This window comes from Streptomyces sp. NPDC127097 (assembly GCF_042724075.1).
GTDB lineage: Bacteria > Actinomycetota > Actinomycetes > Streptomycetales > Streptomycetaceae > Streptomyces.
The window spans coordinates 94906-101449 of the sequence record NZ_JBHXFI010000029.1; the positions used below are offsets into that span (position 1 = coordinate 94906).

Sequence of the window (6544 nt, forward strand, 5' to 3'; positions counted from 1 at the left end):
TCCTGTGGGTATGGGGTGGAAACTCACGGGCGGGGCGGGCAGGTCAGCCCTTGACGGCGCCCTCGCCGACGCCGCGGAAGAAGAAGCGCTGGAGACCCGCGAACAGCACGAGCAGCGGGAGCACGGCGATGACGGTGCCGGCCGCGACCAGCCGCTGATCGTCCGCGAAGGTGCCGTGGAGGAAGTTCAGCCCGATGGTCAGGGTGAACTTCGACTGGTCGCTCAGCACGATCAGCGGCCACAGGAAGTCGTCCCAGGCCCCCATGAAGGCGAAGATCGCCACCACCGCGAGGGTGCCCTTGACCGACGGCAGCGCGATCCGTACGAAGCGCTGCCAGGCGTTGGCGCCGTCGACATACGCGGCCTCCTCCACCTCGTACGGCAGCGCCGCGAAGGCATTGCGCATCAGCAGCACATTCATCGCGCCGATGCAGCCGGGCAGCACCACCCCGAGCAGGGTGTTGTTCAGCTGGAGCTCCCGCATCGTCACGAACTGGGCGATCAGGATGCTCTCGACCGGCACCAGCATCGCCATGATGAACACGACCAGTGCGCTCCGACGGCCCGGGAAGCGCAGCCGGGCCAGCGCATAACCCGCGAGCGCCGCGCCCGCGCAGTTGGTGAGCACATTGGTGGCGGCCACCTTGAGGGAGTTCAGCGCGAAGTCCCAGACCGGGATGGTCTCGGCGACGCCGGCGTAGTTGTCCAGGGTGAGGTGCTGCGGCAGCAGGCTCGGGGGATAGCGGTAGATGTCCTCGCCGGGCCCCTTGAGGGAGGTGGACAGCTGCCACAGGAACGGCCCGACGGTCAGCGCCAGCACGGCGAGCAGCAGCAGATAGCGGAGCAGCAGCTGCCACCGCGGCATCCGGCGCCCGGCGGGCGTCCACCCGGCCCGGCGCTTCGCGGGCGCCCACCCGGCCCGGCGCTCCGGCTCCCGCTCCACCGTGGCGCTCATGCGTCCTCCTTGTGGTGGGCCCGCAGCACCAGCAGCATCAGCCCGAGCGTGAGGACGAAGACCACGACGGACAGCGCCGAGGCATAGCCGACCCGGCCGCTGAGACCGGTGCCGACCTGCTGGACGAGCATCACCAAGGTGGTGTCCTCACCGCCGGGGCCGCCGGTCGGACCGGCCATCAGATAGACCTCGGAGAACACCTTGCACGCCCCGACCGAGGAGAGCGCCGCCACCAGCACCATCGTGGAGCGCACCGCGGGGACGGTGACGGTCAGAAAGCGGCGCACCGCCCCCGCGCCGTCCACCGCGCACGCCTCGTGCAGCTCCCGGGGGACATTGGCCAGCGCCGCCAGATAAATGATCATGTAGTAGCCGAGGCCCTTCCAGACCGTGACCGCCATCGCGCTGAGCAGCAGCAACCAGGGATCGCTGAGAAAGCCGGCCTTCCCGAAGCCCAGGCCCTCCAGCAGCGCATTGATCAGCCCCCGGTCGTCCAGCAGCCACACCCAGATCAGCCCGACCACCACGACGGAGGCGACCACCGGCGTGTAGAAAGCCGCGCGGAAGAAGGTCATCCCGGGGAGGTGGCGCTGCACCAGCATCGCCAGCAGCAGCGGCAGCAGCACCAGGAGCGGTACGACCCCGAGAACGTACAGCAGGCTGTTGCGCAGCCCCGTCCAGAACATCGGGTCATGGACCAGCTCCTGGTAATTGGCACCGCCGACAAAGTGCCCCGCGGTGAGCGTGCGCGCATCGGTGAAGGAATGGGCCACCGTGCTCAGGAACGGATACAGGCTGAAGGCGCCGACGACCAACAGGCCGGGAGCCAGGAAGAGCCAAGGGCCGGCCGGCAGTTGTGTACGGGGGCCTCCGGCACGCCGCCGTGACGAGCCCGGCGGGGGAGCGACTGTGGATGCCCCGGCCGCGGTGTCCCGGGCGCGCGCTGTGCTTCCGGTCTTCACGACCCGCCCCGGACTCAGGCGGTCTTGAGCAGGCGATTGCACGCGGCCACCGCTCCGTCCAGCGCCGCCTCGGGGGACTGCTTTCCCTGTACGGCCTTGGCGACCGCATTGCGCAGCACGGTCTTCATCTGGTCACTGAGCAGCACCGGGGTGTAATTCACCGCGGTCTTCAGCGACTTGGCCGAGGCCACCCGTACCCGGGTCGCATCGGTGCCGTCCTCCTTGGTGAAGTACGGATCGTCCAGCGAGCCCTTGGTGCTGGGAAAGATCGTGACCTCCTTGGCGAAGGCCATCTGGTTCTTCCGGCCGGTGACGAAATGCGCGAACGCGACCGCCGCCGGCTTGACCTTGCTCTGCGCGTTCACCATCAGGCCCTGGACGTACATATTGGCCCTACCGGTGTTGTTGACCGCGTCGGTGATGCCGATGTGCCGGTAGAGGCCCGGCGCCTCCTTCTTGAAGTTCTCCAGGTCGTGCGCACTGCCCGGATTCATCGCCACCGACTGCTGCTGGAACTTCCGCCCCGCGGACTCGGCCTGCGCGGTGAGCGCCTGGGAGTCCAGGGCCCCGGCCGCATACAGCTTCTTGTACTGCTCCAGCAGCTCGACGCCCTTCGGCTCGTTGAAGGTGAACTCCGTGCCACGGGCGTTCATCAGGCGCACGCCATAGCGCCCGAAGTCCTCGATCGACGGTGTGCCGGCGAGCATCGCTATCTTCCGGTCGCTCTTCCGCGCCATCGTCACCGCGTCCCTGAAGAGCTGGTCGTACGACGTCGGCGGCCGCTCCGGATCGAGTCCGGCCTTGCTGAAGAGCTCCTTGTTGTAGAACATCGGGCCGGTGTTCAGATACCAGGGGAAGGCATAGACGCCCGTCATCCCCGGCATCCGATGGCTCTCCCAGGCGCCGTCGAGATACTCCTTCCGATATTTCCCGGCGGTTTTTTCCAGATCGAGTGCGAGCCCGGCCCTGGCCAGCGGATAGGCGAGATCCGGCGAGACATTGACGACATCGGGCAGCGTGCCGCCGGCGGCATCCGCGCTCAATTTTTCCGGATATCCCTCGGCCGGCTGGTCCACCCAGGTGACCTTGGCATCCGGGTATTTTTCCTCGAAGTCCGCGATCACGCCCTCGAAGTATTTCGTGAAATTGGCCTTGAGGTTCCAGGTCTGGAAGGTGACCCGGCCCTCGACCTTCCCCGACGCGCTGTCCGGTCCGCCGGCTCCGGCGGAGCCGCAGGCGGTCAGGGCGAGCACCGAGGTGACCAGGGCCGCGGTCGTGGCGGCTCGACGGGGTAGACGCATGGCTGGCGGCTCCTTTGCTCGGACCGGGCATCAGGGGCATTGTCACGAGCGGCCGGGAATTCCCATTGTTTTACGGCAGCCGAAAATAACGCGGCGGCCTTTCCGGCCATTGAGCAGGTAATTGCGCGAGTCCTCGGGCGACGATGCGGCAGACGCTACTAATGCGTTTTAGTAGGTGTCAATACCTCGTCGGTCAATTTCCCCGACGGCGGGCCGGGCCGACCTGATTCCGGACAGCCCGACGATGTTTGACAGGCCACTCGACGCTGATCAGACTGTGCGCACTAATGCGGTTCAGTACGAGGGAGAGCCCGCCATGACAGCGCCCGGTGAGGCGGCCCGGCGGAAACCGGCCCGCCGTCCGACGATCAAGGACATCGCCCGCCGGGCCGGGGTCTCGGAGAGCGCCGTCTCGTTCGCGCTCAACGACCGGCCGGGCGTCTCCCAGGACACCCGCGCCCGGGTACGCCGGGTCGCGGAGGAACTCGGCTGGCAGGCCAACAGCGCCGCCCGCGCCCTGTCCGGCGAACGGGCCGGCGCCCTGGGCCTGGTGCTCGCCCGGCCCGCCCAGACCCTGGGTGTGGAGTCCTTCTTCCTCCAACTGGTCTCCGGTATCCAGGAAGTGCTCTCCGCACGGCAGATCGCGCTCCTCTTCCAGGTCGTCGAGGACCTCGGCACCGAGTGCGCGCTCTACCGCCGCTGGTGGGCCGAACGACGGGTGGACGGCGTCCTCGTGGTCGACCCGCGCACCGAGGACCCCCGCCCGGAACTGCTCGCCGCACTCGGCCTGCCCGCCGTGGTCGTCGGCGGCCCCGCCACACCCGGGCCGGACCCCTCGGGGCCGGCCACCGCCGAACCCACCGCCAAATCCGCCGCCGAACCCACCGCCAAATCCGCCGCCGAATCCGCCGCCGAATCCGCCGCCCCGGCCCACCCGCTGCTCTCCACCGTCTGGGCCGACGACGCCAAGGCCATGGCACGGGTCCTGGACCACCTCTACGGCCTCGGCCACCGCCGGATCGTGCATATCGCCGGGCTGCCCGGCCTCGCCCACACCGCACGCCGGATCCGCTCGCTGCGCACCGAAGCCGACCGGCGAGGGCTCGACCACCGCCAGGTCCGCTCGGTGACCACCGACTACTCCGACGCCGAGGGAGCCGAGGCGACCCGCCGCCTCCTCGACGCCGCACGGCCGCCGACGGCGATCGTCTACGACAACGATGTGATGGCCGTGGCCGGCGCCTCGGTCGCCGCCGAGCGCGGCATCTCCGTGCCGGACGCGCTGTCGATCGTGGCCTGGGACGACTCGGCGCTGTGCCGGGTCACCCACCCCCGGCTCACCGCGCTCGTCCGCGACACCCCCGGCTTCGGCAGGCTCGCCGCCCAGGAACTCCTCGCGGTCCTCGACGGCGGCCCGCTGCGCACCGTCCAGGGCGAACTGCCGCACCTGGAGGCGCGGGAGAGCACCGCGGCGCCCTCGCCCCGCTGACCACACGGGCCGCCGCCCGGTGCGTGGGCAGGCTCCGCCCGCCGCGCCAGGCGCACCTGATCAGGAGGCCCGGCCGGACACCCCCTGACCCGCGCCGTGATGCCCGGCAGCGGAACGGGTGACAGACTTGGCGGGCAGGCTGATCATGCTGCTACCGAGTCCGGAGGAGGCCGCGCGGATGGCCGGCACAGACGGCAGGCGGCACCCCGCGGCGCACCCGCGCGCCCTGGTCACCGGCGCCACCGGCTACATCGGCGGCCGTCTGATCCCCGAGCTGCTGGCCGCCGGATACGACGTACGGGCACTGGCCAGGACACCGGAGAAGCTGCGCGATCACCCCTGGGCCGGGCGGACGGAGGTGCTGCGCGGCGACGTCACCGACGAGGACTCGGTCCGTACCGCGATGGCCGGTGTCGAGGTCGCGTACTACCTGGTGCACGCCCTGGGCAGCGGCGGCCGGTTCGAGGACACCGACCGCCGGGCCGCGCAGATCTTCGCCCGGCAGGCCCGCGCCGCCGGCGTCCGCCGGATCGTCTACCTCGGCGGCCTGACCCCAGCGGGCATCCCCGCGCAGGACCTGTCGCCCCACCTGCGCTCCCGTGCCGAGGTCGCGGACATCCTGCTGGCGTCCGGCGTCCCCACCGCCGTGCTGCGCGCCGCCGTCATCATCGGCTCCGGCTCGGCCTCGTTCGAGATGCTGCGCTACCTCACCGAGCGGCTGCCGGTCATGGTCACCCCCAGCTGGGTGCGCACCCGCATCCAGCCCATCGCCGTCCGCGACGTGCTGCGCTATCTGGTGGGCTGCGCCCGCCTCCCCGACGACGTCAGCCGGGCCTTCGACATCGGCGGACCCGACGTCCTCACCTACCGCGACATGATGCAGCGCTACGCACGGGTCGCCGCGCTGCCGGAACGGCTGATCCTCCCCGTGCCGATGCTCACCCCGCGCCTCTCCAGCCTCTGGATCGGCCTGGTCACCCCCGTGCCGCCCGGCCTGGCCCGCCCACTCGCCGAATCCCTGCGCCACGAGGTCGTCTGCCACGAGCACGACATCGCCCGCTACGTCCCCGACCCGGACCCGCCCGGTCACCCCATCGCCTTCGACGACGCGCTGGAACTGGCGCTGCGCCGGGTGCGGGACGCCGAGGTCGCCACCCGCTGGTCCAACGCCGCGGTGCCCGGAGCGCCGAGCGACCCGCTGCCGACCGACCCCGACTGGGCCGGCGGCAGCCTCTACACCGACCGGCGGGAGCGGGCCGTGGACGCCCCGCCCGAGGTGCTGTGGCGGGTGGTCGAAGGCATCGGCGGCGACAACGGCTGGTACTCCCTTCCGCTCGCCTGGGCGGTGCGCGGCTGGCTGGACCGGCTGGCCGGCGGGGTGGGGCTGCGCCGCGGACGGCGGGACGCCGGCCGGCTGCGGGTCGGCGATTCCCTCGACTTCTGGCGCGTCGAGGAGGTCGAGCCGGGCCGGCTGCTGCGGCTGCGCGCCGAGATGCGGCTCCCCGGACTGGCCTGGCTGGAACTGACGGTCGGCCGCGACGCCCACGGCCGTACGCTCTACGGCCAGCGGGCTCTGTTCCACCCGCACGGACTGACCGGCCACGCCTACTGGTGGTTCGTCTCGCCCTTCCACGCGGCGGTGTTCGGCGGGATGGCCCGCAACATCGCGGCCGCCGCGGCGGCCGAGCACCGGAGCCGACCGGCGTGATCGGGCCGCGCCGCCCGCCGAGGCCCGTCAAGTAACCCTGCGTACACGCGAGTTGGGGTCCGCAGCCCGTTGCGCGAGACGCCGACCGGGGGTTTGCCGGGGGGGGCGAGCCCGGACCCCCCCCGGATG

5 protein-coding genes are annotated in these 6544 nt (G+C 71.1%); 2 read left to right on the plus strand and 3 right to left on the minus strand.

Annotated elements, in window-relative coordinates:
- Nucleotides 1-43: 43 nt before the first annotated feature.
- The 3 genes from ACFWJW_RS22340 to ACFWJW_RS22350 all read right to left on the minus strand — a co-directional run bounded on the left by ACFWJW_RS22340 (nt 44) and on the right by ACFWJW_RS22350 (nt 3218).
- Nucleotides 44-865, minus strand: coding sequence for a carbohydrate ABC transporter permease (locus ACFWJW_RS22340; protein WP_387244061.1), 822 nt, complete (start codon nt 863-865; stop codon nt 44-46).
- Nucleotides 866-951: 86 nt separating this feature from the next.
- A complete protein-coding gene (locus ACFWJW_RS22345; RefSeq protein WP_387244064.1) occupies nt 952-1809 on the minus strand; it encodes a carbohydrate ABC transporter permease in 858 nt (285 codons plus the stop codon).
- Nucleotides 1810-1931: 122 nt separating this feature from the next.
- A complete protein-coding gene (locus ACFWJW_RS22350) occupies nt 1932-3218 on the minus strand; it encodes an ABC transporter substrate-binding protein (protein WP_387244041.1) in 1287 nt (428 codons plus the stop codon).
- 316 nt (nt 3219-3534) lie between these two features.
- Here ACFWJW_RS22350 and ACFWJW_RS22355 point away from each other — a divergent pair, with 316 nt between their 5' ends.
- Both ACFWJW_RS22355 and ACFWJW_RS22360 read left to right on the plus strand, forming a co-directional pair.
- Nucleotides 3535-4707, plus strand: coding sequence for a LacI family DNA-binding transcriptional regulator (locus ACFWJW_RS22355; protein WP_387244044.1), 1173 nt, complete (start codon nt 3535-3537; stop codon nt 4705-4707).
- A 178-nt stretch (nt 4708-4885) separates the two neighbouring features.
- Complete coding sequence (locus ACFWJW_RS22360; RefSeq protein WP_387244047.1) at nt 4886-6415, plus strand: SDR family oxidoreductase; 1530 nt, start codon at nt 4886-4888, stop codon at nt 6413-6415.
- The last annotated feature ends 129 nt before the right edge of the window (nt 6416-6544 follow it).

Coding starts and splice junctions, on each gene's coding strand:
- ACFWJW_RS22340 (WP_387244061.1), bottom strand. CDS start 865: ATGCCGCGGTGGCAGCTGCTGCTCCGCTATCTGCTGCTGCTCGCCGTG.
- ACFWJW_RS22350 (WP_387244041.1), bottom strand. CDS start 3,218: ATGCGTCTACCCCGTCGAGCCGCCACGACCGCGGCCCTGGTCACCTCG.
- ACFWJW_RS22360 (WP_387244047.1), top strand. CDS start 4,886: ATGGCCGGCACAGACGGCAGGCGGCACCCCGCGGCGCACCCGCGCGCC.
- ACFWJW_RS22355 (WP_387244044.1), top strand. CDS start 3,535: ATGACAGCGCCCGGTGAGGCGGCCCGGCGGAAACCGGCCCGCCGTCCG.